At 44.2% G+C, this 20,942-nt stretch carries 22 protein-coding genes; 20 read left to right on the top strand and 2 right to left on the bottom strand.

Going from position 1 to position 20,942, the window contains the following annotated elements:
• Window positions 1-5 precede the first annotated feature (5 nt).
• Window positions 6-4,373 (bottom strand): DUF5977 domain-containing protein, encoded by a 4,368-nt coding sequence (locus FRZ67_RS19010; protein WP_147192171.1) that lies wholly within the window; start codon window positions 4,371-4,373, stop codon window positions 6-8.
• Between the two features lie 17 nt (window positions 4,374-4,390).
• A complete protein-coding gene (locus FRZ67_RS19005) occupies window positions 4,391-5,656 on the bottom strand; it encodes a hypothetical protein (RefSeq protein WP_147192170.1) in 1,266 nt (421 codons plus the stop codon).
• 982 nt (window positions 5,657-6,638) lie between these two features.
• On the opposite strand from FRZ67_RS19005, the gene FRZ67_RS19000 reads away from it, so the two are divergent.
• From FRZ67_RS19000 to FRZ67_RS18900, 20 genes are all read left to right on the top strand, one after another.
• Window positions 6,639-7,079, top strand: a complete 441-nt coding sequence (locus FRZ67_RS19000) for a cupin domain-containing protein (protein WP_147192169.1) — start codon at window positions 6,639-6,641, stop codon at window positions 7,077-7,079.
• Between the two features lie 233 nt (window positions 7,080-7,312).
• Complete coding sequence (locus FRZ67_RS18995; RefSeq protein ID WP_147192168.1) at window positions 7,313-7,948, top strand: RteC domain-containing protein; 636 nt, start codon at window positions 7,313-7,315, stop codon at window positions 7,946-7,948.
• On the top strand, window positions 7,945-8,118 hold the full coding sequence (locus FRZ67_RS23960) for an RteC domain-containing protein (protein ID WP_158638411.1): 174 nt from the start codon (window positions 7,945-7,947) through the stop codon (window positions 8,116-8,118). The genes FRZ67_RS18995 and FRZ67_RS23960 overlap by 4 nt, the downstream gene beginning before the upstream one ends.
• Before the next feature lie 234 nt (window positions 8,119-8,352).
• The gene (locus FRZ67_RS18985; protein WP_147192167.1) at window positions 8,353-8,943 is read left to right on the top strand and encodes a TetR/AcrR family transcriptional regulator; all 591 of its coding nucleotides are present in this window, start codon (window positions 8,353-8,355) and stop codon (window positions 8,941-8,943) included.
• Window positions 8,944-8,992: 49 nt separating this feature from the next.
• Window positions 8,993-9,478, top strand: coding sequence for an acyl-CoA thioesterase (locus FRZ67_RS18980; protein WP_147192166.1), 486 nt, complete (start codon window positions 8,993-8,995; stop codon window positions 9,476-9,478).
• On the top strand, window positions 9,475-10,014 hold the full coding sequence (locus FRZ67_RS18975; RefSeq protein ID WP_147192165.1) for a YbhB/YbcL family Raf kinase inhibitor-like protein: 540 nt from the start codon (window positions 9,475-9,477) through the stop codon (window positions 10,012-10,014). The genes FRZ67_RS18980 and FRZ67_RS18975 overlap by 4 nt, the downstream gene beginning before the upstream one ends.
• Window positions 10,015-10,055: 41 nt before the next feature.
• Window positions 10,056-10,430: a nuclear transport factor 2 family protein gene (locus FRZ67_RS18970; RefSeq protein WP_147192164.1), complete on the top strand. Its 375-nt coding sequence runs from the start codon at window positions 10,056-10,058 to the stop codon at window positions 10,428-10,430.
• A 35-nt stretch (window positions 10,431-10,465) separates the two neighbouring features.
• On the top strand, window positions 10,466-11,002 hold the full coding sequence (locus tag FRZ67_RS18965; protein ID WP_147192163.1) for a DinB family protein: 537 nt from the start codon (window positions 10,466-10,468) through the stop codon (window positions 11,000-11,002).
• A 91-nt stretch (window positions 11,003-11,093) separates the two neighbouring features.
• Window positions 11,094-11,693, top strand: coding sequence for an aspartate/glutamate racemase family protein (locus tag FRZ67_RS18960; RefSeq protein ID WP_225975599.1), 600 nt, complete (start codon window positions 11,094-11,096; stop codon window positions 11,691-11,693).
• A 13-nt stretch (window positions 11,694-11,706) separates the two neighbouring features.
• Window positions 11,707-13,173 (top strand): APC family permease, encoded by a 1,467-nt coding sequence (locus FRZ67_RS18955; RefSeq protein WP_192903923.1) that lies wholly within the window; start codon window positions 11,707-11,709, stop codon window positions 13,171-13,173.
• A gap of 17 nt (window positions 13,174-13,190) precedes the next feature.
• A complete protein-coding gene (locus FRZ67_RS23680; protein ID WP_225975398.1) occupies window positions 13,191-14,114 on the top strand; it encodes a GNAT family N-acetyltransferase in 924 nt (307 codons plus the stop codon).
• 43 nt (window positions 14,115-14,157) lie between these two features.
• Entirely contained in the window at window positions 14,158-14,589 is a 432-nt protein-coding gene (locus FRZ67_RS18940) for a hypothetical protein (protein WP_147192162.1), read from the top strand.
• Window positions 14,590-14,847: 258 nt separating this feature from the next.
• Entirely contained in the window at window positions 14,848-15,309 is a 462-nt protein-coding gene (locus FRZ67_RS18935) for a hypothetical protein (protein WP_147192161.1), read from the top strand.
• A 101-nt stretch (window positions 15,310-15,410) separates the two neighbouring features.
• Window positions 15,411-15,746 (top strand): DUF4134 domain-containing protein, encoded by a 336-nt coding sequence (locus FRZ67_RS18930; protein ID WP_147192160.1) that lies wholly within the window; start codon window positions 15,411-15,413, stop codon window positions 15,744-15,746.
• A gap of 12 nt (window positions 15,747-15,758) precedes the next feature.
• On the top strand, window positions 15,759-16,082 hold the full coding sequence (locus FRZ67_RS18925; protein ID WP_147192159.1) for a DUF4133 domain-containing protein: 324 nt from the start codon (window positions 15,759-15,761) through the stop codon (window positions 16,080-16,082).
• 3 nt (window positions 16,083-16,085) lie between these two features.
• Entirely contained in the window at window positions 16,086-18,524 is a 2,439-nt protein-coding gene (locus FRZ67_RS18920; protein ID WP_147192158.1) for a TraG family conjugative transposon ATPase, read from the top strand.
• A gap of 28 nt (window positions 18,525-18,552) precedes the next feature.
• Entirely contained in the window at window positions 18,553-18,942 is a 390-nt protein-coding gene (locus tag FRZ67_RS18915; protein ID WP_147192157.1) for a hypothetical protein, read from the top strand.
• Between the two features lie 4 nt (window positions 18,943-18,946).
• Window positions 18,947-19,627: a conjugal transfer protein TraI gene (locus FRZ67_RS18910; RefSeq protein WP_147192156.1), complete on the top strand. Its 681-nt coding sequence runs from the start codon at window positions 18,947-18,949 to the stop codon at window positions 19,625-19,627.
• A 26-nt stretch (window positions 19,628-19,653) separates the two neighbouring features.
• Window positions 19,654-20,295, top strand: a complete 642-nt coding sequence (locus FRZ67_RS18905) for a hypothetical protein (protein WP_147192155.1) — start codon at window positions 19,654-19,656, stop codon at window positions 20,293-20,295.
• Window positions 20,296-20,301: 6 nt separating this feature from the next.
• Window positions 20,302-20,937, top strand: coding sequence for a TerB family tellurite resistance protein (locus FRZ67_RS18900; RefSeq protein WP_147192154.1), 636 nt, complete (start codon window positions 20,302-20,304; stop codon window positions 20,935-20,937).
• Window positions 20,938-20,942 lie beyond the last annotated feature (5 nt).

The raw sequence follows: 20,942 nt of genomic DNA, 5'->3' as shown, positions 1-20,942 counted from the left end.
AAGATTTAATGTTGATATGAAACAGACATCGTTGCACAGGTTGAACAAATGGTGGGCATGTCAGAATAACTAAAACTATGCACATTCATTTGTGTGTAACTATATACCTGATAGTTGTATAAAAAGGAGCCACTTGTAGGAATTACCGTTACATCATAAGGCCCGCCCTGCATAATTTGCCCGATTGTTGTTTGCGTTGTTACGTTAGCGCTCAATGTAAACTGATATATAGCTCCGGATAGCTTATGTGTAAACTTAACCGTCATTGAAGTAGGTGTAGAATTAGTGTACTTCAGATCAATCATTGGTGGCGCTGAGCAACCGCCTGTCTGACCATTGGCAAAGTTTTGCCCATTAGCTGCTACATCGTCAATTGCTTTCTGGTCTGCATCTGCCTGGCTTATTTCTGAATAATACGTATTTGCAGCAACATTATAAGTGAAATAACTACCGATATAATATGAAGGGCTACAGGTTTGTTTCTGGAAAGAGCCTGATTTAAGAACATTGGTATATGTTTTTCCTTCACAGGCTGAAGGCTGGCCCGCATAGTTGTAGCAAATCTTTTTGATCACGTTCCTGTCCTGGTCTCTTACCACATGCAATCTTTGCATTTCATCATACTCATAATAAGTGATCCTGCTGTTCATATCACAGGCGCTAAGCATGTTACCAAATGCATCATAGGTATAAGTCGTCATTTGTGCGTCGGACGGATATATACGTACTTCATCTATTGCACCAGTTCCCGAAACTGTTGCAAGCGTTATCGTTGATAGCGTAGCTGTCACCTTCTGTTCATAATACGTCCAGCTATTAATCGTTTTGCCTGTAGTATTTGTTGGTGTACCACCACCGGTTATAGAATAAATTCCATTCTTACTCCAATAAGAAATAATATAACTCTTTCCAATAGTTACAGTCTTTGAAAGTATTGCACTTGTTGTAAGGTTATAGTATTTATTTCCTGTTGGAGGGAAAGGTGATGCAGTAACAGTGGTTATCGCTCCCGTATAGTTGTTCCAGTTGCCCTTACCATCGGATTCAAAAGAAGTATAGGCAACCTGGTCACTGGTAGCTTTGGCAATTTGTGCTACCGGGTACTGGTTATTGTAATCATAAATAAAGGAAGCCGCGGATTGATTGGGAACAGCAAACTGAAGAATATTATAATTGTTATCATAAGTATCGAAGCTTACCATTTGACGGTAACGGCTATCCTGACTGGTGGTATTACCGCTGATAGCAAATGGCTGGAAGTTTGTAACTGGGGCAGCCACCGACAATTGATATTGTTTATCCAACCCCAATACATTGGCATTTAGAAAACGGTATTTACTTAACTGTGCGCCCGTAATATAACCTGTTGACGAACCCGCATAATAAAGGCTGTCTCTTTTTTCTATGGCTTCTGCTACCATATTACGTCCAATCAAACTGTCAAGAATTGTATTGGTTGTGTAATTGCCTGAAGTGATAAAATCCTGCGGATACTTTATGAATGTTACATGTGTATTTGATTTACTATCAGTAGTTTTACTTCGTGTTAATTGATAGTGTTTGGTATTGTCGTAATAATTATAAGACTTGTTTATTATAACTTTATTAATATCACTTTGGTCATATAGTTTTTCAACTGTTGAATCGAGTAATACTTTTTCAGAACTGATGGCGGGATAAAAGCAGGTAATCAAAGGCGTTGTTAGTGAATCAATTCCCAAAGGGCAGCCAGTGTTTGATCTCACAGCATTTCCTATGCCCCAGTAAAAACTATACTTAGGGGCATTATATAAAACGCGATTTGCACAATGATAATAGTAATTGCTTTCTGAAATCTTGCTGTACACTTTACCAATATCCCTAAAATTTGTTTTTGATTTTAAAAGACCATTTAAGTTATTTGGCAAATTGTTTACACCGGGAAGACGAAATCCTCCATAACCAAATGACGTATCTGAGCTGTTGTAATAAGTGTAAACGGTCTTACCGTTATCGTCATTGTTTGAAGGATCTATAGTATATTCTGTAACCTGATCATAGCCAACAATGTTGCCGGAAGAAAGACTTGTAAATCCAGAAAAATTACTTGAATAACGGCTGAGATTACGGCAAAGAAACTGACCGTCAGGTTGCGGTGGGTTATGAATTGTTATAATCACCGGTTCGTAACGGGCATAAGAAATATAACCCATTAACCTGCCATACGAATAAGATTCATTTGTGCCATCCGTGTTCCTGTCCTGCTGGTAGCCATAATCATAAGTTCTCTTTTTTGCAAGTGTTCCATTGGCAGCATAATCTGTAACAGATTTAATTCTTAGCCCGCCTGCCATCATGATAGTTTTTGTTTTGTATTCAGGTATCAGATAAGTAAATGTGGCCGTAATATCCATAAAACCCGAAGAGATTTTAACTTTTGGATCAATGTAGCCAGTCCAGCTATAGATGGTTGCTGATGCAATAGTTAAAGGAATAGACAAAGAATAAACTGTTCCGGAACAGTTTGCACCAGTCTTTGTTCCGCTGCATTGTAAACTGCTATTTGAAATATCTGTTGTGTTGCTTTGGAATACAAAATTTATTTTGCCATATCCTAAACTATTATGGTAATAGTTCAAGCTGTCACTATTAGCCGCCCTAAAAGAAACAGTAAGATTTGCATTCGAAGCAAGATTGGATGTAAGATAAATATCTGAAAAATCGACAGTGCCGGTATAAGTTCCGTTATTGTTTACAGTTACCTGTACTACTTTACTTATCGTCTTTACATATTCAAAATCTTTAGACCCTGACAATCCTTTGGAACTGTCATAATCATAATAATTAGGGTCGTATTCCAGTGAAGTAAATCCTCCTGTAGGATAATTAACCTGATTTAAAACGAAGGCTTTCATAAAGCTTGAATCTGCTTCCCTGTTTGCTCCCGTAAGACTAAGATATTGCGGTATATTAATGTTACCGCTATAATTATCACCAATATTAACTATCCCCGTAAAGGGTGCTGTAAACCCTTTTGCATAATCTCCGCTTACAGCGTTCGATTTGCCGTTAAAATAGCCCCAATGGTCAACACTCGAATAATGTTTACCAAGCAAATTTTGCATCGTTGCAGGCATATTATAGGCAAATATATAAGGTGGCAAAAAAGTAGTTCCTGAAATTTCTTTTACACTATCTAGTCTGAGCCGTTTGAATTCCAGTGCGTCAGAAGCAGTATTGTTAAAATAACCATAGTAGAGTCTGTTTTCTTTCTGATAATGCAACCCCGACTGGTCTTTATTGTAGATTTTTACCGTGTTTAATTTTTTTCCATTCTGCAAATCGGCTCTGATCGCGTCATACTCAAACTGTATCTGTCCGTTTGCCCAAGTTATACTGTCCAATGTCTTATTGAGATAAGTTTGGCCGACATCATTGCTATAAATCACACCTTCAAATCCACTGCAGCCAGTGCGGAATGTTTCATGGCCGATACCCTTGACAGTTGTCCAGGTATTGTCACTTGAATAACTAAACATAACACTGTCTTTTTGCTGCGTAACTACTTTTGAGAGTAGCCAGGAGCTTTTAGTGAATGCGCCTCCTATTGCAGGCTGAGAAAGCTCAATATCAAAAAAATAAAATTTATTACCATGTTCGTCTGTTATGGCAAACCATGCACCATCTTGGGCATATTCAATCTTTAAATTTTCCTGCTTTTGCAATACCACTTTGCCATCCCTTGCTATAATGAACTTGCCGCTTCCCCCAGGGAAATTAAATGTATATTGATCTGGTTCCATATCCTGATATACGGTTCCGGTATTGAAAACCGGAAAGAAATTATAGTTGTTGTCAGAAGAATAAACCGTATACCTGCAACCGAAATCGTATCCATATATGCCCATCCCAACCGGAGTATAGGTCATTGGGTTCTGAAGACCATTTGTAAATTGTTCAAGTGCTGTAGAAGCAGTGTGATATACAAGTTTACCTTTAACTTCGGGGACTTTAGTCACAAGATCTGCATCAAAATAAGCACCATCAAAGTCATCTTTGTCATTGACGGTTCTACTAATCATTCCTCCGGCATTTAAAGCCCAGCCAAGCCCGACTAAGCCTGATTCCTCCGAAAGGCGAATGCCTCCTGTATGATAATCTACAGACACAGGTACTGAAATTGATTTTGTTCTTATAGTGTAAAATGGCACAGAGATGTCTGTTGTCCCCGTGTAAGGGCTTACCGGTATATCTCCAAATTTTGCTATGCTTGCAGCATTAGGGGAAGGTGGAATGATTTTCGGCGTGAAAGCCGTAGTTGAAGTTTGTGAAACAGCAGCAAGCTTAAGCATTATCATTCCTGACAAAAGCAATAATGATTGTTTAAGGTTCATATGGTTTAGTGTATCTTTTAAAAATTATAACCGATCCGGAATTTAAACGCAGATGCTTGTGGCACCTGTTCCACAGCTAAAAAATCATACAGGAACTGAATCTTTGTCTCTCTTTTTTTCCCAATTTTTATCTTTCTCGTAAGTCCCGTTAAAGCACTTCGCTGCCACACATCAATATTTTTTATGTCATCGAATTTGCTGAATTCCTGCAGGTAGTTGAATTCATACCCACCACTGATCCAAAGATTGCCTTTTGCTTTTATATCTAAATAGCTTCGGAGGCCGACACCCTGGCTTGATAATTCGAAATGGTTCCATCCATTACCCCAGCCTATCTTGTAGCTGACACCAGTACCAAAAACTATTTTATCACTGAATTTATAGCCAAGCGTTAATGCAATATCGCTTGTAGCGGGAAGCCAGTTAGTACTGCGCTGACTTTGTATATTAAACCCATATTCAAGTCTTTGCAGAAAACTTTTTGTATGCTGTTGATCGGGTTTGAAATCAGGCATGGTCATATCGCTGCTGCCTCCGCTGTTTCCCAGTTGATTGAGCTTTTCTTTTAATTCATTCATTTTTGCCTGGCCCTGCTGCATTTGTTGCGACATGTATTGCTGGGGATTCATACCACCGGCTCCGCCTGAACCCAAACCTTGACTTATCATACCCTGCACGCTGGTTCTTGTTTGCAATCCGGCAAGCGCAGCGGGTGTGCCATAATTTTCGGGTTGTGGAAATAGCAGTGCTAGATAGCTGTATTTCTGCATGAATCTTTGAAAAACAGGTAACTCCCTGACAGTGGCTAGTAATTGAGCTTCCAGTTTCTTCTTATCGTTCAATAATTCTTTGTATTCCCTTAACCTCTCCTCATAGTAATAGACTTCTTTATTGATTGATAAGAGTTTCTTGCCCAAACCAGTATTCTCAAGAGCAGTTTTAAGAAGCGCTTCTCTTTCCCTGATAAATGACTGTATTTCATTGGCCTGTTGTAACCTGCCCTGCAACTCCTGCACCGAGCCTGTGAGGGAGGCAAGCTGATTTAGTTTATCTGTTGTTAATCCTGCAACGGCATCGGGTTGCGATAAAAACTTTAGCGCCATATTGGTGCTGTCAAGACCGGGAATATATTCTTTGAGTTTTGAAGTTGTATTGTCTGTTGAACCTTGCACTTTACCCAGCAGTTGCCGGTATTTCGCTTCGCTGTTGGCGAATAATTCTTTTGCTTTTGCGCTGTCAATGCTTTGTAATTTGTGTTGCAGTTTGGCTTCTTTATCCTGCATCCGTTTTAATAACTGCTCACTTTGCTTTTGTACATCACTACTCAGCCTGGAATATTTTTTATCGACGTAGCTCAGCGATTTCGATGAAACGTATTGGATGCTGGTTACTGTGTTGACTACGGTTGTGTCAACAGAAGACTGTGCTGCTGTTTGTTGGTGGAAACAGCCCAGGGTTATAACAAAACATAGTATAGCGATCTGACACCGCATGGGGTTTAGTTCGTTTTTTTTTACAGTAAATGATGGGTGGTGTAAGACGGTTAGTCCGTTGGAAGAGTTATATGTTTTGACGCAATGAAATAATAAAAATAATTTCAGATGCCAAAATAATTTTTGATAACACAAAAAAAACTGGCATTAGTTTTATTTGACTCTTTGCCATTTCAATTTCTCCGGAATGCTTGCTGCCATTGCGTTATATCAACAAATGCGGGCGGTGTTGATTTAACTGGTCAAAAAATACACTTATTCCTTTATTCGCTACACTTATACCATATTTCCCGTCACTTGTTAAGTTGGTTAGCTTGTAAGTCTGTTTTTTTTGAGATTATTACTCATTTAAATATTCTATCCGGCCTTATACGGCGGTGTTGTTAAGGTTAATTCACCAGGTATGAAGATCTTTTTGTATTATAAAACTCCGAATACCGGGGTGAAATCAATTGGCAGATTATTCCACATTCGAGGTTATATGAACAATTTTTAGCGGGATTTTTTCGGGAGAAGAGAAGACCTGATAGTTTGTATCAAAAGGAAGGTCTTTGATTCCCGCTTTCAAAGTATAGAAACAAGGCATTACATTTCATGCAGCATTAATAACATTCAATACCCCTGCCGTTTCCGGTCATTTTTTGGGCAGGCTATTTTCGTGAACAATAAAAAAATGAAAAGGGTCTTTTATAATCCCAAAGTGAAAGATAAAGTTACGGTGCTGCAGACAGCAGATGAAACAAATGGAGACCAAATATAAGTAGAAGTTGAACTGGCGGTAAAAGGAGGTACACCCAAGCATTATCATACCAGTTTCAGCGAAACATTTATTCCGGTGGAAGGAACGTTGGGTGTAGATGTGGGGAAGGAGCAATTGAGGCTGATACCCGGTGAGATAGCTGTCGCCCCAAAAAACGTCGTGCATCGTTTTTATAATCCAGGTACAACACCTATCCGTTTTCAGGTCAAGATTGCACCCGCTGAAAGCCGCTTTCTGGAAAGCTTGTGCATTGGGTATGGGTTAGCAGATGATGGACTTACTAATAACAAGGGCATTCCGGCTAAACTGGATCATCTTGCCGTACTGATGGAGCATGCCGATTCGAGGTTTACCGGTTTTCTGGCACTCATCGAACCGATCCTGTTGCGCAGGGCAGTGCGGGCAAGAAAGAAGGGGGTGATGAACGCATTACGGGAAAAATATTGCCGGTAGGGCACTTATCTATATTCAAGGCACCTGACTTTGCCATTGCTGATCATTTCTTGCGAAATCGCAATTCGGGTAAGCATACTTGTACCCTAAATTTGATGTACCGTTAACCTCAAAGGAATGGATGTGGTTATGTTGATGACCGCGAAACTATTCCACCCTACCGTACACCATTAACCATTAAAATTGCAGGGTATGGAAAGTGAAAAGATGCCGATGCTCCCTTTTTTGACACAGTGCACCATCAGCTGACGGAATCGCTCGCATCGGTTGAGCGCGACGGTGGTAATATCATAGAAACATCCAGGAAGGCTAATGAACTTACTGCGCAGGCACTGGCGCAACTGCGTTCACATGAGGTAGCGCATGTCTTCGCGTCAACAGCGGAGGAGATCACCTTTTTTAAGGAATGGAAACCGGCCATTGAACATTGGCAGCTGTATTACCAGGAACTCCTGGAGATGGCACTGGACTGCGTTATGCCCGGGATCTGGGAAGCAACCGTTTTGCAGGAAAAGCTGGTACAAGTCAGGAATTATTTTACCGCGAACACTTTCCTTGTAAAGTATTACAGAAGCGGCGATACCTATCTCGACGACAAACTCTTTGTCCGGTCAACGGACCAATCGTTTCCGCCGCAAGGCGACACGCTATTACATGCAGTATGCGACCGGTTTGTTGCGCTACTGCTGGCCTATGAAAAACTGCATGGCTTTATTCATCATGCGCTACAGCGTTTATCAACAGGCCCGGCACCGGTAGACAAGTTCGAGAAGAAATTTAAATGGACGGATTCAAAAGCTGCGCTTATTGAGCTTCTGTATGCATTGCAACGCAAAGGAAGTATCAACAACGGGCAGGCAGAACTGTGAAGGACATCGCGCAACTTTTAGAGGCGGTGTTCGGGATAGACCTCGGTAACTATTACCGGACCTTCCAGGAGATTCGCATCCGCAAGAGCGGGCGGACCAATTACCTGGACCAACTAAAAGCAACGCTGATAAGATACATGGACGAAACCGACCTGGAGTACGGAAAGTGACCCAGCCAAACAGCGTTTTTTATAGGACCAACGCAGAAGTTAAAACCGGGAATGCAACATAAGGACAAGGTTTGAATGATGGCCCCGGCAGTCTTGCCGGGGCTTTGTTGTTTTTCAGTTATAATTTACAGACCACACAAAAAGGCATGCTGAAGCGCTATTAATAATTTTTTTAAAAAATATACCATTCGGTATATTTTTTTTATTATGTTTGTAACTGCTATGGATAAGTCAATGTCAAAATCAGAACGGACCAAACAATTTATCATTGAAAAAACAGCGCCTGTTTTCAATGCAAAAGGTTTTGCCGGGACATCATTGAACGATCTCACCAACGCAACAGGATTGACGAAAGGAAGCATTTACGGAAATTTTGAGAACAAAGATGAAGTAGCGCTGGCGGTATTTGATTACAATTATCAAACAGTCACCGCATTTATAAAAGCAAGGATACTGGCTAAGGACAATGCAGTGGACCGTCTCCTGGTTTATCCGGATGTATACAGGAACTATCTGAAGTATCCGTTTCTGCAAACAGGGTGCCCGATATTAAATACGGCGACGGAAGCTGATGACACCCACCCCGGTTTAAGGGAACGGGCTGCTGCCGCACTTGCCTTCTGGAAACGTGCAGTCGAAAATCAAATCAAAAGGGGGATTGCCAGGCAGGAAATAAAAGCTGATACCAATCCAGCTGAAGTGGCGGTCATCCTGATATCACTGATAGAAGGCGCATTTATGCAGGCCAAGGTTACCGGCAAAACAACAGAGTTGAAAATCGCCATGAATTACCTGGAAAAAATGATACTGAGTCTGAAACAATAATTTTTTTGCAACAAAATATACCGAATGGTATATTTTATAAACCATAATTATGACCGCATTCAAAAAAGTGCTGGAAAGCAACATGAAAATCCGTTTTCATGACTGCGATCCATTCAATCACCTGAACAATTCAAGATATATTGATTACCTGATTACTGCAAGGGAAGACCAGTTACTGGAACAGTACGATTTTGATGTGTACCAATTAGCAAGCGAAAAAGGGATCGGCTGGGTATCTGCCCAAACCCAGATCTCCTACATTGCTCCTGCACAACTGATGGAGGAGGTATCCATACAAACGCAACTGATTTCCTTTTCCGAAAAAAGTTTGCTTTTTGAGGCTGTGATGTGGAACAGGGATAAGGATATTTTAAAAGCGGTTATGTGGACGAAGCTGGTTCACTTTCATTTACAGACACAAAAAAGCTTTGCGCATTCCGAAGCACTCATGCAGTTTTTTGGAGCGGTCGTCAACCCGCTCTCTGATGCTGCTGATTTTGAAACCAGGGTAAAGCAATTAAAACAAGCAATATGAAAAAGGCAATGGTAATCGTGGCGCTGCTTGCCTGCATGGCAGGTAAAGCGCAGACATTCACACTACAATCAAAAGACCTGGGAGGCCAGGCAATGATGAAGCAGGTCCTGAATGGTTTCGGGTGCAGCGGCGGCAATGTATCACCGGAGTTATTTTGGGAAAACGCCCCTGCCGGCACAAAAAGTTTTGCCGTTACCATGTATGACCAGGATGCGCCAACGGGCAGCGGCTGGTGGCACTGGTTGATTTTTGACCTGGAAAAAACCTGCTCGGAGCTGCCCGCTGACGCCGGTAACGTACAAAAAAATATAGCACCTGAAAATGCCATCCAGAGCAGAACCGATTTCGGAGTACCGGGTTATGGCGGACCTTGTCCCCCACCGGGAAGCAAGCCACATGCCTATGTCATTACCTTGTATGCCCTGGATACAGAAAAACTCGGATTGGGTGCAAACGCCAGTCCCGCGCTTGTTGGATTTTACTTAGGCCAGCACACGATTCAGAAAGCTTCCCTGGTTTTTTATTACCAGCAATGACGATTGTACGCACCCGGTTTAAGAAAATTTAAGAATGAGATATGATGAACATTGAAACGGCTTCCGCATTTGTGGGTCAACGGATCGATGCATTCAATGCACATAACCTTGAACAGATCCTTGATCATTACGCTGATGATATTGAATTCTATTCCCCCTTTATTCCGTTATTAAAATTCAATGAGGAAGGGGTCATCAGAGGCAAACCCGGTTTACGCGCTTATTTTGAAGCAGGCCTTGCTGCTTATCCTGAGCTGCGCTTTACACTGCAGCAATATTATACCGGAATTAATACGGTCGTTATCAGTTACACTTCGGTCAATGGCAGGTCTGCTGCAGAGACGTTCCAGTTAAACGGTCAGGGAAAAGCTGTAAGAGTGTACTGCAATTATTTCCCGGCGATACCGGTCACTTAGTGCTCCTGTTTTTTCATCTTACCAATACATACAATATGAAATTTGACTTAGATAAAACACTTGAGATCATTGAACGGACACCCTCTGTTTTGAATGCGTTGTTGCAGGGTGTTTCCGATGACTGGGTGCATCACAATGAAGGAGAAAACACCTGGAGTGTTTTTGATGTGGTTGGGCACCTGATTGTTTGCGAGCAAACTGATTTTATTACCAGGACGAAAATTATCCTGTCAAGTTCGGGTGATAAAATCCTGGTACCGATCGATAGGCAGGCACAATTTGCATGGAGCAAAGGCAAAACCCTTGCTGACCTGTTGAAGGCGTTTGAAGTGCACAGAAAGGAAAACATTCAGAAGCTCCTTGCATTTCAACTGGGTGACAGCGATTTCGAAAAAGCAGCTGTACATCCAAAACTCGGTAACCTGACACTACGTGATCTGCTAGCCACCTGGGCTGTACACGACCTGAATCATCTTTCGCAGATCACAAGGGTAATGGCAAAGCAATACAAAGAAGCAGTAGGGCCATTTACCGTATTTCTTGGTATACTCAACTTAAAACATACAGCATGAAAAAAATCGGGCTTGTCGGTGGCATCAGCTGGACCTCCACTATTGACTATTACCGTTTCATCAATGAAGCAACCAATAAAAGACTTGGGGGCTGAACTTTGCCGAGTGTATCATTTATTCTGTCAATTTCGAGCATTTCAGGCGTTGTAATGCCGCCTATGATTGGGACGGAACGTTTGCACTGCTCCTGAACGCGGTGCAACAGCTGGCTAAAGCAGGTGCCGAAGTCCTGCTGCTTGGTGCAAATACGGCCCATATCGTTGCAGACAGGATCGCGGAACAAACAGACCTTCCGCTTATCGACATTCGGATCGCTACGGCAAATGCCATTCATCAAAAGAACATCAAAAAAGTTGGTTTACTCGGAACTGTCTATACAATGGAACTGGATTTCTACAGGCAAAAACTTGCGGCGCAGGATATTGAAGTCATTACCCCGGCAAATAAAACCGACCGGGAATTTATAGAGAAAACACTGCTGCATGAGCTGGGCAAAGGCATATGCTCCGACCATACGCGGGAGGCATATATCCGCATTGCCAATGGCCTGATGGAAAGGGGCGCGGAAGGAATCGTGTTAGGCTGTACGGAGATTCCCTTATTGATCGGGCAGGAATATTTCACCGTTCCCGTTTTTAATACAACGCAGCTTCATGCAGAGGCTGCCGTTGACTTTGCACTATCCTTTTAACCAATCCCTGGTCATGCATATCAGCAAACTATTCAGAAAAAAGCCGTTGGAGGCTTATCGCGAGGACATCAAAACAAGCCAGTTAAACAGAACGCTGGGCAAATGGGAACTCACCGCAATTAGCGTTGGGGCCGTTATAGGCGGCGGTATTTTTGTGTTGACGGGTGTAGCGGCCAACCAGTATGCCGGACCCGCCCTGGCACTTTCCTTTGTACTGGCAGGAACCGGTTGTTTATTTGCGGCTTTCTGCTATGCGGAGTTTGCCTCCATTTTACCAGTTTCCGGCTCTGCCTATGCTTATTCCTATGGTACCATCGGCGAGTTCTTTGCGTGGTTTATTGGCTGGAACCTGATCCTTGAATACATGATGGGTGCCACCACTGTTGCGGTCAGCTGGTCAACGTATTTTAGTAAACTACTGAAGCTTGCGGGTATTCCCAACCTGCCTGCCTGGTTGCTGAATGACCCCTTTACCGCCCGCGAAGCAGCCCTGAAAGCCGGCACCGTCCCCCCGCTCTTTTCCCTGAATCTTCCCGCCGCGCTCATCGTCTGGGTTGTTACCTATATCCTTGTCCGTGGCATAAAAGAGTCCGCACGGACCAATAATCTTATTGTTTCCCTGAAGGTAGCGGCGGTTTTATTTGTCGTGATAGCAGGGGTCGCTTATATCAATACTGACAACTGGCAACCTTTTATCCCGGCCAAAGTAGTTGACAGTTCCGGTGCCAGTCATTATGGCCTGTCAGGGGTACTGACTGCTGCCGGTATTGTTTTCTTTGCCTTCATCGGATTTGATGCCGTTTCCACCCAGTCACAGGAAGCGGTCAATCCGACAAAAGATATTCCGTTCGCCATTATCTTTTCGCTGATCGTTTGCACGACGCTGTATATTCTTGTCTCGCTGGTATTGACCGGGATGACAAAATATACCGACCTCGACCTGGGTGCGCCGGTTGCTTCGGCGTTCAGTTCGGTTGGCCTTGCCTGGGCATCCCTGCTGATCACCATTGCCGCGGTGATAGGCCTGGTCTCTGTGATGCTGGTGATGTTGCTCTCGCAAACCCGGATATTCCTGAATATGGCCAGGGACGGACTGCTGCCACCCAAACTATTTGCGGCTATCCATCCCAACTTTAAGACGCCCTGGAAAAGCACTGTACTCGTTGGTGCCATCGCATCACTTGTGGCTGCCGTCACGCCAATCGAGAAAGCGACCAAAATGACCAGTATCGGTACGTTGCTCGCCTTTGCCATGATTTGTGCGGCGGTGCTGGTCCTGCGGAAAAAGCAGCCTGACCTCCACCGGCCTTATAAAGTAAAGTACCTGCCCCTGGTTGCTGGTCTTGGGCTGGGTTTTAATATCCTGCTGATGTTCAGCCTCGATGCATCCACCTGGGTGCGCTTGCTTGTCTGGAGTGTGGCAGGGATCATTATCTATTTTGTCTACAGCGTAAAGCACAGCAACCTGAATAATAAATGACAACAAATAAACCTGCTATGCAATATTTTATCACGCCTGCAACGCCGGATGACCTGGAGGACGTTTGCCAGCTTTTTGAAGCAGCCATTGCTTTTCAAAAAAAGAATCATTATACCGGCTGGAACAGTTACGATAAAGCCTTTATAAAAAGTGATATTGAGCAAGAGCTTTTATACAAAATAACCAGCTCAGGGGTCATCGTCTGCATATTCAGCATTTGCTATACCGACGCACTGATCTGGAGAGCAATGGAAAAATCCGATGCCATTTATTTGCACCGCATCGTATTGAACCGGCAATTCAGCGGGCAACAGGTATTTCAAAAAGTCCTGGACTGGGCAGTACAATTTGCCCGGGAAAAGAAAAGAAAATATATCCGTATGGATACCTGGGCGGACAATGCCAAGATTATCTCCTACTATAAAAGCTATGGTTTCCGGTTCATTGAAAACTATACTACGCCCGATTCCCCGGAGTTGCCGCTGCAGCACCGGAACCTCTCTATCGCTTTGCTAGAGCTTATCCTTCCAGACGATTCACCTATTAAACATGATACCATGCACAACAATGTAACAACAGCACGCACTCCATCCGGAAAAGTAAATATCCCGGAAGAATTATCAACCATCAGTAAATACTGGAGCCAGAAGATCATTGGTGAAGCCAACGGGCAACTGATCAAGCTGGCTAAAGGTACCGGCGAAATAAACTGGCATCATCATGATGACCAGGATGAACTCTTTATTGTTTATAAGGGACACCTTACGATACAGCTGCGGGATCGCAATGTTGAACTCTATCCCCATGAAATGTTTATTGTTCCAAAGGGCGTAGAACATTGTCCCAACGCACACGGAGACGTGGAATTTCTCATTATGGGCCTGAATATAACATCCAATGCTGCGGGAGGCCGGCCTGAAAAATGGAATGAGGAAATTTGATTAGCCTGGCAGCATACTTTAATAAGCAAAAAATTTTCTTTTTGTGGAGATACAAAATCAACTGCTGGTACATGCTGTCAAAGCGATCGCGTACCGCTTTAGCAAAGCTACCATGGGTTCAAAAGCGGATTTTGGCAACTTTGCCATCAGCACTCCTGCAAGGACCCCGAATGAGATCATCCGTCACATGTTCGATCTCGCAGTCAAATCGCGGTCGCTGCTTACCGAAGGACATTTCAATGTAGCTTACCCCAACGCATTGGATTTTGAAGGAGAACGGGAACGATTGCTGCGTGGCCTGGAGGACTTAGCAACTGTTTTGCAACTGAGAGCAATTGACGTAGATACCAGTAAAAAGCTGCTTCAGGGACCTATCCTGGACATGACAACCCATGTCGGCCAGATCGCTATGCTGAACGGTTTGCATGGCAATAAAATACCCGGGGAAAGTTATTATGATTCGGTCGTAGAGTGACCCGGGTAACTGTCAAACTGCCCTTCCGATGCTTCGGGAGCCCTTCAAAAAAGTATTACCGTATACGGTTCGTGTTGTGTATTTATTTTAATAATGCCACACCTGTATGGCGATTCCAGCCATTTGCCCTTCATTTCGTTAGCATACCGCAAGCATACAGCCCAAAAACACCTTCAAAAAAAATATTTCCGAATACGGTTCGCGGTGTGAAAACGCCCTTTCGCAGCATGGCATCTTTGTGTAAGAAAATCAAACGCCATGTTACAACAAATCTCCTGGAGTGAATACTGGAAAATCATCGTCATCCTTACCGTATTGTATGAGTGCTCCATCTTACTATTATTCTACCGCAAAGAGATAGTGTTGCTGGCCAAAAGAAAAAGATGGGTGTTGCCGGTTGTACGTAATGCGGCATCACACCATACGGATTTATCAACATCGACAGAACAGGAAGATAACAGTGAGGATGAAGATGAGAACCTCATTCCTTTTGCTCATGACCTGGCTGAAGCTGTGAAAGCGTTTATTATGCAGGCAGCCGACAAAGGCTATGTAAAAGAAGAGCTGTGCTTTGGGTTACAGCAACGCATAAAGGATTACCCGCAATTGAATAACACACGTTATCAGCGTGAGATTAATACAGTGATCATGGTGGAATGTAAGAACAAGTGCGCCATTCACCTGCGTGCCGGTGAGCTAGACAAGTTGTGGTTGAGTTAAGGGTGGTGGCGCAGCTTCCGCACCTCCCCTCACGGGGAGGTTGCCGGAAGCACTACACGAGGGCGATAGAAAGAGCTTAATCAAATAAAGCATAGTGAAGTATGAAAAAGTGGAGAGCGAACTGCTTTATAAGCAGAAAGGGCATCGTGTGTGCCTGCGTGATGATCGCGACGGTTTTAGCAACGACAAAAGTACTGGCGCAGGACGGCAACCAGGGTATACAGGACGCCAATGACATGGTGCGTGGATATTTCGACGATGGAACCAACCTTATGTATGCGATCGGGGCCGTGGTCGGGTTGATCGGCGCTGTGAAAGTGTATAACAAGTGGAATGCGGGTGAGCCCGATACGGGACGCGTGGCGGCGGCGTGGTTTGGGAGTTGTATTTTCCTCGTGATCGTGGCCACAGTGCTCCGCAGCTTCTTTGGATTATAAAACCGGGTGTTTATGGCAAGTGTATACCAGGTCAACAAAGGGATCAACAAACCCATTGAGTTTCGCGGGCTGAAGGCACAATACATCTGGTACCTCGCCGGTGGGCTGCTGTTGTTACTGATACTGTTTGCGGCGCTATATATTATCGGTATCAATCCATTTATCTGTATCGCAGTCGTTGGCTTACTCACCGGGCTGCTTTTTTTCAAAGTGTACCGCACCAGCCGTACGTATGGTGAGCATGGGATCATGAAGAAAATAGCGCGCCGGTCCGTTCCAACAGTCATCAAGTCCTATTCGAGACAAACATTTATTCAGTTAGTGAAGAAAGCATAAGTGATGGAAAGAACACTGGAAGACATACTGCCCATTATGGGCGTGGAACACGATTGCATTTTATCAAAGCAGGGAGATATCACCGTCGCGTTTGAGGTGACGCTGCCGGAGATCTTCACACTTTCTGAGGAAGACTATGAAGCGGTCCACCAGGCATTAATCAAGGCGATCCGGGTGTTGCCCAAGCAATGCATCTTTCATAAGCAGGATTGGTATACGCAAGACAGGTATAAGAGCCAGGCAAACGGTGGCGGTTTCCTCGCGGACAGCAGCCAACGATACTTCAACGGCAGGTCTTACCTGCATCATTCCTGCTTTATTTACCTGACAAAGAAGCCGGCGAACCGCAGAGCGGTTACATCCATGTATTCCGGGTTGCTGAAGAAAACCATCGTGCCGGTGGAAACGGTCCAGCCGCAGTTGCTGCATGATTTCCTCGAAACGGTCGGGCAATTTGAAAGGATCTTAAAAGACAGTGGGTTTATGCAGTTGCGGCGGCTAAAAGATAATGAACTCGCAGGTACGAAAAAGCAAGCAGGCATTATCGAAAAGTATTGCAACCTGAATACACCCGGCGAAGTACAGGTGTTAAGAGAGCTGAGTTTCGCGGAAGAGATCAGGGTGGGCGACCTGTCCTGCCAGATCTATTCGCTGGCCGATGTACAGGATTTACCGGCGCATTGCGGTGCACGCATGACCTATGACAAATACTCTACAGACCGGACAAGGTTCCCGCTGGGGTTTGCCGCACCGATGGGGCTGCTGCTGTTTTGCAATCATATCTACAACCAGTTCATATTTATCGAGGATGCGCAGGTGACCTTAAAGAAACTGGAAAGTAAAAGGCTGCGGTTGCAATCGCTATCCGCATACTCGCGGGAAAATGCGATTTCACGTGATGCCACCAATGATTTCCTGAACGAAGCCATTGGTGCGCAGCGGATGCCGGTCAGGGCGCATTTCAACATCATCGCCTGGAGCAATGATCCCGTGGAGTTGAAAGACCTGAAGAACAAAGTGTCTTCTGCCATGGCGCAGATCGATGCGGTAGCCAAACAGGAGGTCAGCGGTGCACCGCAGCAGTTCTGGGCCTGTATGCCGGGTAACGCCGGTGATTTTCCATCGAATGATTGCTTTGACACCTTCGCGGAACAGGCCTGTTGCTTCCTCGCCCTGGAAACCAATTACCGCAGTGATCCGCCAAAGGATGGGATTCGTTTTTGTGACCGGCTCAACGGGCGACCCGTTTTCCTTGATATGTTTGATGCGCCGCGCAAAGCGGGCATCACTTCCAACATGGGAATGCTCGTTTGCGGGACGTCTGGTGGGGGCAAAAGCATGACGGTAAATCATATCCTGCATTCGCTGTATGAGCAGGGCGCGCATTGCGTGACGGTGGATATCGGTGGCAGTTACAAAGGGCTGTGTGAACTGGTGGGTGGTTATTATTTCACCTACGAAGAAAAAGACCCGATCAAGTTCAATCCCTTTTACCTGCCGCCGGGGGACTTTATGGACAGCGAGAAAAAGGAAAGTCTCAAAGCATTGCTGGTTACGCTCTGGAAGCAGGAAAATGAAAGCTTTAACCGTAGCGAATACGTCGCACTCTCCAACGCGTTGAGCGGGTATTACGATTACCTGCAGTCAGCAACAAATGTATTTCCATGCTTCAATACTTTCTATGAATACCTGCAGACCAACTACCTGGAAGTGCTGAAAGGCCACAATGTAAAAGACCGGGATTTTGATGTCAATAATTTCCTGTATGTGCTGCGTCCCTATTACAAAAACGGTGAATTTGATTTCCTGCTCAACGCCACCGAGAAACTGGACATTTTAAACCAGCCCTTTTGCGTCTTTGAACTGGACAACTGTAAAGACCACCCGATCATTTTCCCGGTGGTGACCCTGGCGATAACAGAAATGTTCATTTCCAAAATGCGCAAGCTGGCGGGCAAGAGAAAGGTGCTGATGATCGATGAGGCGTGGAAAGCCATCGCCAAAAGCGGTATGGCGGAGTTCTTACGATATGCCTTCAAAACGATCCGCAAATTCAATGGCATTCCCGGTGTCATTACACAGGAACTCGATGACCTCATCAGCTCACCCATCATCAAGGACGCCATCATCAACAACGCCGATATCAAGATACTGATGGACATGCGCAAGTTCATGAACAAGTTTGACAAGCTGCAGGATGTACTGGGGTTGTCCGAAAAAGCAAAGACCATTTTGTTATCGGTGAATAAGGATAACCGGGAAATCTTTATCGACCTCGGCGGGCAGGTCACCAAAGTGTATAAGAACGAGCTCTGTCCCGAAGAATATTATGCGTTCACTACCGACGGAAAGGAAAGAGTAAAAGTAATGGAGTATGCGCAGCAACAGGGCAGTGTGGAAAACGGTATCAGGGCATTGATCAGGGATATTAACAATAAATGACACAATTATCAACCATAAAATAGAAATCATGAAATGGGATGTTTTTACAAAGCTAAAATGCATGTGGCTGCTGGGTTGCAACAGGACATTGCGCGAGGTCAGCAGGGTACTGTATATGGAAGGTGTTTACCAGCGGGAACGGCAATTTGAATTCAGTAAGGAGACGGACATCATCCGCATCGAACAGGTCGATTTGCTAACGGAACTGTACCAGGTAAAAAGAACGGTGGTTAAAGAATACCTTTTTAACCCGGCACCCGCCACGCAGACGCATGAAAACGAAGAATGGTACGCGGTGTACAATGCCGCCACCCGTCAACTGGTGGAACTGAATCACGGGCGCGAATGTTCATTCCACCCGGTCAAACAAATGATGCTGCTGGGCAATAATGCCTATCAGAAAATAGCAAAAGCATGAGGTTATGAAAAAGAAGTTGTTGTTGCTGTGTTTGGTGTTAATGCTTGCGGCCATGCCGGTGGCAAAAACACAGGCCGCCGCTATTCCCATCATACAGATCATCAGGGAGGCAGTGATCAAGGTCATCAAAGCGGTGGACCTGATGATCCAGCGTTTGCAGACAAAGACGATCTGGTTGCAGAATGCGCAGAAGACGATCGAGAATGAAATGTCGAAGCTGAAGCTGGATGAGATCACGGATTGGGTAGACAAGCAAAAGGATTTGTATGCGGATTACTTTGACGAGTTGCGAAAAGTAAAAGCTGTTATCAGCTATTACTACAAGGTAAAGGAGATCATTGACAAACAAAAGCTCATCGTATCAGAATATGAGAAAGCATTTGCACTGTTCAAACAGGATAAAAATTTTACAGCGGACGAGATCGCATACATGGAAAAAGTGTACAGTGGCATACTCGATCAAAGCATCAAAAACCTAGACGCGATCTTTATCGTTATCAATTCTTTTGAAACGCAAATGAGCGACGCGGCGCGGCTCGCCATCATCAGCAATGTCGCTGCAGATATTGATACCAACTTCGACGACCTGCGACAGTTCAACCAGCAAAATATCATCATGAGTTTGCAAAGGGCGAAACAGCAAAGCGATGTGGATGTCGTGAAGAAATTATACGGTCTGGAATAAATGTATAAGTGCTTATATAATATTTTATGAAGCGGATAATGATATTGTTGTTCTTGTGTTTCGCGGTACAGGTCTTACATGCGCAAACAATTGCGGAATGGTTCCAGCAGAAAAAGACCCAGATCAAATACCTCGTGGAACAGATCGGTGCGTTAAAGGTCTATGCCGGTTACCTCGAAAAGGGATACAGTATCGCGAAGGAAGGGATCAATACGATCAATGACATTAAACACGGCGATTTCTTTTTGCATGAAGGTCATTTTGATTCGCTGAAGATTGTAAACCCTGTTATTGCAGCTTCTTTTTATGTGGCAGATGCCGTCGTGCTGGCCACCAAAATTGAGGCGGCTGCAAAAGCAGGTACGACACAGGTTTTAGCGAATGATTTTTTTATGGATGCGGAAAAGGAATACCTGCAACGTGTTTACAACAATATCATCAACGGCGCTGCGGCTGATCTCGATCAACTCACCACATTTATAATGGATGGTGAACTGCAAATGACCGATGATGAGCGTCTGCAAAACATCAAAGTGATGTATGCTTCGCTGCAGGACAAATATGCGTTTGTACAATCGTTCAGCAAACAGGCGCAAATGTTATCTGTCCAGCGTATCAAACAGCAGAGTGAAACGGACAGGGTGAAAAAGTTATACAATATCAAATAGTGAGTGATGAAAAAGTGGACCGTGATGATAATTGCGCTTTGTTTCTTCGCCGGCTCATTCAAAGCGAGGGCGCAGGAATACGAGATACAGCAATTGCTGCTGGATATTGAGAAGCTGGCGCAATTGAAAGGCATCCTGAGTGACATGTATAAAGGCTATGAGATCCTGTCCAATGGCTATGGCGCCATCAAAGACATATCGGAAGGGAATTTCAACCTGCACAATGATTTCCTCAACAGCCTGCTCGAAGTAAATCCCGTGGTGAAAAATTATAAACGCGTTGCGGATATTTTTTACTACGAATCGCTGATCGTAAAAACGGCAGGCAATGCTGTTAAGAACTTCCAGGCATCAGACATGTTTTCGCCGGAAGAACTGGATTATATGAGCACGGTATATAACAACCTGCTCGATGCGAGTGCAAAAAATGTAGAAGACCTGTTGACAATCATTACCGCGCAACAGCTACGGATGAGTGACGAAGAAAGACTGGAAGGTATTGACCGCATCTACAATGAAGTGCAGGATAAACTGCTGTTCCTGCAACATTTTAATGGCGGTACCTCCGTGCTGGCAGCGCAACGGAAAAATGAATGGTGGAATATAGAGAAGAATAAAATATTGTTCGGGCTTCCAAAATAAGTGAT

It is taken from the genome of Panacibacter ginsenosidivorans (assembly GCF_007971225.1).
Classification (GTDB): domain Bacteria; phylum Bacteroidota; class Bacteroidia; order Chitinophagales; family Chitinophagaceae; genus Panacibacter; species Panacibacter ginsenosidivorans.
Note: the sequence above shows the minus strand (reverse complement) of the source record. Positions and strands in the feature narration are given on the sequence as shown.